The sequence below is a fragment of the Candidatus Binataceae bacterium genome (assembly GCA_035500095.1).
Classification (GTDB): Bacteria; Desulfobacterota; Binatia; order Binatales; family Binataceae; genus JAKAVN01.
Window position 1 is genome coordinate 1 of record DATJXN010000115.1, and the last position, 3878, is coordinate 3878.

Annotated in this window: 4 protein-coding genes; 2 read left to right on the forward strand and 2 right to left on the reverse strand. The window is 67.0% G+C overall.

Annotated elements, in window-relative coordinates; all coding sequences use genetic code 11:
- The coding region (locus VMI09_11675) for a hypothetical protein (protein ID HTQ25347.1) at positions 1 to 220 on the reverse strand (220 nt) is incomplete at its 3' end.
- Positions 221 to 462: 242 nt separating this feature from the next.
- Positions 463 to 2016, reverse strand: coding sequence for a PLP-dependent aminotransferase family protein (locus VMI09_11680; protein HTQ25348.1), 1554 nt, complete (start codon positions 2014 to 2016; stop codon positions 463 to 465).
- 290 nt (positions 2017 to 2306) lie between these two features.
- On the opposite strand from VMI09_11680, the gene VMI09_11685 reads away from it, so the two are divergent.
- Both VMI09_11685 and VMI09_11690 read left to right on the forward strand, forming a co-directional pair.
- Entirely contained in the window at positions 2307 to 3137 is an 831-nt protein-coding gene (locus VMI09_11685; GenBank protein HTQ25349.1) for an AraC family transcriptional regulator, read from the forward strand.
- Between the two features lie 68 nt (positions 3138 to 3205).
- Positions 3206 to 3878: hypothetical protein (locus VMI09_11690; GenBank protein ID HTQ25350.1), on the forward strand; the 673-nt coding region annotated here is incomplete at its 3' end.

Below are 3878 nucleotides of genomic sequence, written 5' to 3' on the forward strand. Positions count from 1 at the left end.
CGTTCGGGTGGCCCGACAGGTCGATCGCTTCGGAGCTGACCGTCTGGATCGGGCTGTTGGACGTGGCATTCGGCGTCGGAATCAGCGTGCCGGTCACCACGACCGTCTCGATTTGCTCGGCGGCACCGACGGGAGTCGAAACGGCGAGCAGCGCACCGGAAGCTGCCGTCAGGAAGAGCGCGGATTTGAGTCGGCCCACATTCGTCGCGATACGCGGCATGAAATTCCCCTTTTCGATTGTTCGCCAAGCCCCTCGTGCAAGTCCCCTGCACGATCTCGCGAAACACTTGGGGCGACGCTAGAAAAGGCGATGTGACCAATCTAATGGTATCGGGTAAGGCCAAACGCACGACGCAATTGTGTTGCATAAGTGCTGCAACAAAGCCGACATCCGGCCGCGCGCCGCAGCATTCGCTCAAACGAGCGCCAATTCCGACAATTTTCGGGAGGCGGTTCCGGCGATCACGCGACGGCAGATTCATCCGTACGCTGAACGATCGCCGCGAGCCGCGCGACGAGGGGCTCGATGAGCCGGTCGGGCACCGCGCCGAAGCCGAGCACGAGCCCGTGGCTCGCGGGCTTGCCCGCGTAAAAGCGCGACAGCGGCGCCACCGAGAGGCCCTGCGCGGCCGCCATGGCGGAGATGCCTTGTTCGCGCGCGGCGCTCGCCAGGAGCAGGGTCAGGTGGAAGCCGCCGCAGGGCTCGACCGGTGCGGCTTCGGGGAGCTGCGCGCGACAGGCCTCCACCAGGAGCTTGAGGCGCTGGGCGTAGATCGCGCGGATCTTGCGCGTGTAGAGCGCGTACTGGCCCTCGCCGATGAACGCGGCGAGCGCCGAGAGAATGAAGGATTCGGGTCGCGCGCCGGAGCGCCGCGAAAGCTCGAAGGCCGGCTCGACGAAGCCCTCCGGCACGACCAGATAACCGACACGGATTCCGGGGCCGAGCGTGTTCGTCAGGCTGCCGTAATAGAGCACGCGGCCGGGATCGAGAGACTGCAGCGCGGGCAATCTCCCGCCGCGATAGAGCAGCTGTCCGTAAGCGTCGTTCTCGAACAGAACGGCCCCGGTCGACTGCGCCACCTCCATCGCCGCGCGTCGGCGCGCTTCCGACATCTGAGCGCCTAAAGGAAAGCTCAGCGCCGGCGATACCACGATCAGCCGCGGCGGCGGCGCGATGGCTCTGGAAAAGTCCGCGCCGTCGCGATCGCCCCCGACTGCGCGCAGGCGTGCACCGGCACCCTCGAACGTCGCCCGCACCAGCGCGGGACCCGGATCCTCGACATGCACGAGATGGCCGGGATCGACAACGAGCCGCGCGACGAGATCGAGCGCGCTCTCGATGCCGAGCGTCGGAACGATCTGCGCGGGATCGCACACCACGCCGCGCGCCTGCCTGATATGGGCGGCAACCGCGGCCTGGAAATTGCGCAGCTCGCGCCCCTGGTCGAGGCCGGACTCCGGAATCGGCGGCCGGCGGAATCCTTCCGCCAGCAGCCGTCCGAGTTCGGCGCGCGGGCAAAGCGTGGGATCGGGTTCTTCCACCGCGAAAGGCTGCACGGTGGCGCTCACAGCAAGCGGGCTCTCGAGCGTGCGCCTTGCCGTGAAGGAGATTTCGACATCCGGCGCGGCCGTCTCCGCGCGCCGCGCCTGCCGCCGCTCGCCGGATTCCGCCTGGGCCGCGCGCTGTTGCGGCGCCACGCGCGTGCCGCGGCGCAACCGCGAGATGAGATAACCTTCCGCGATCAGCCGCGAATAGGCATTCACCGCGGTGGTGCGCCCGATGCCGAGCATCGCCGCCAGTTCGCGGCTCGTCGGCAGCAGCGTGTTCGCGGGCAGATCGCCCGCGACGATCGCCGCGCGTACGATCGAGCAGATCTGCTCATAGATCGGCACGGGCGATTCCGGCGAGATCGCGATGTTGGCGATGGCGAGCGGAAGATCCTGCCGATTGCCCGTGTCGTCGCCTTCGCCGTCATTCATCGTGCCGGCGACTTCCGTGAATTCGTTTTTCGTCATCGTCTCCGCGCGCGCGGGCTTGCAGCCGACGGCGCATCATCCACGCCGTCATGGCGATCGCGCCATTGCGATCAATTTCTCGTGTCGCCGGCACTCCGGGCGACGACGGCACGGAGCGATCCTAGGCGGACCGGCCGGGCAAATCTTGGGGGATATTGCTGAACACAAACAAACAAATGCGCGCACGCGAATGTTTACCCTCCACGCGCGAGAGGTGTGCGACGAGCGCGCGCTGGCTTATACTGTCGGCGTTCGCCCTGGTCGGATGTATTGAGGCTGGCATGTCATCTGTGACCGCACCAATCGCACCAACGCGCCGCGCATTGCCCCTGTACGAGCTGTGCGAGGAAGGCTGCGTTTCCGACGATCCGCAGGGGCCGGCCTGGGAGAAGCAATACGGACGAGCCGCGATCGGCATCGTGTTGACCGGCTGGTTCAAGTATCGGACCGAGAGCAGCGAGTTCGTCGTTGCGGTTCCGGGCGCCGCCGTCCTCGGCAACAAGGGCGAGCACTTCACCTGCCATCATCTCGACACGACGGGAAACAAGCGCCTCGTCGTTCGCTTCGATCACGATTTTCTCGAGGAGGTCGCCGGCGATTGCGGGCTCGACGACACGCGTTTCCTCGCCGCCGCGCTGCCGCCCGGCAAGTCCTCGGCGGAAATGTTCGGCTGGATGAAGAGGCTGGCGTCGCCCGGCTTCGACCATGACGAGGCGGCCTATGCGCTCGCAGCACTCGCGCTCAGGACGGAGACGACCGGCAGGCCGCCGGTCGGCGTGTCGCCGCGCGACCGCGAGCGCATCCGCTCGACGATCCGCTATATCGAGACGTCCTACGCGGAGCCCTGCTCGCTCGACCAGCTCGCGCAATCGGTCAATCTGAGCCGCTACCACTTCCTGCGTGTCTTCATGGCGGCGACGGGCCAGAGCCCGAATCAGTATGTGATCAACACGCGGCTGCGCGCGGCGGCGGATCTGCTCCTCACCAGCGCCGAGCCGGTGAGCGAAGTCGCGCTCAAGGTCGGCTTCAACGACCTCTCGCATTTCCATGCGCGTTTCCGCTCGGTCTTCGGCTGCAGCCCCCGCCGCTTCCGCGCCGACGCCTCCAGTCCGGCCAACTGAATGCCATCCCCGCGAAAGCGGGGACCCAGAATCAGCTAGCCTCGGCGAAACCGGGGGACTTTAGGGTCATGCCGAAGCTGATCGATGCCGCCATGGTCGAGGCGCGCAGCCGCGATCTCGCCGCCACCACCGTCAGCCAGACCGTGTCGCTCTTCAAGGGCGGCACCTTCGCGCTCGCGGCCGTCGTCCTGATCGAGATCGCCTTCTCGCCCGACGACCGCACGCTTCGCCTCGTGCTCTGGACCGCGACGCTCTTCATGACGATGACGAGCTACAACGCCTGGATCCATTCGACGGTGACGCTGTTCCGCGAGGGCGCGGGCAACATCCTTGCCATGATCCTTCAGGGCATGCTCGAGCTGATGCTGTTCGCGGTGCTGACGCCGAGAGCGGTCGCGCAATCCTGGCGCGCCTGGCCCCTCATCGCCGCGGCGTTCTTTTTCGTCACCGGCGTGCGCCTCGCGATCCGCATGAATGCAGGCCTTGCCGTGGCGCCTTCCATCGCGCCGCTCTTCGCGCTCGCCCAGAAGAATCGCATCGCGACGGCGCGCGCCGTGCTGGCGGCATCTCTCCTGAACGTCGCCGTCGCGGTTCCGGTCCTCGCGCTGGCCCTCGCCTCGCCCTGGCCCCGATGGTTCGGCTTTGCGCTTGCGCTGTTCAACGGCGCGCATGCCTGCATCGCCATGGTGCTGCAGGAAAGAGAGCGGGCCGCAATGGAGTCGATGCTGGCAGCCGCCGCCG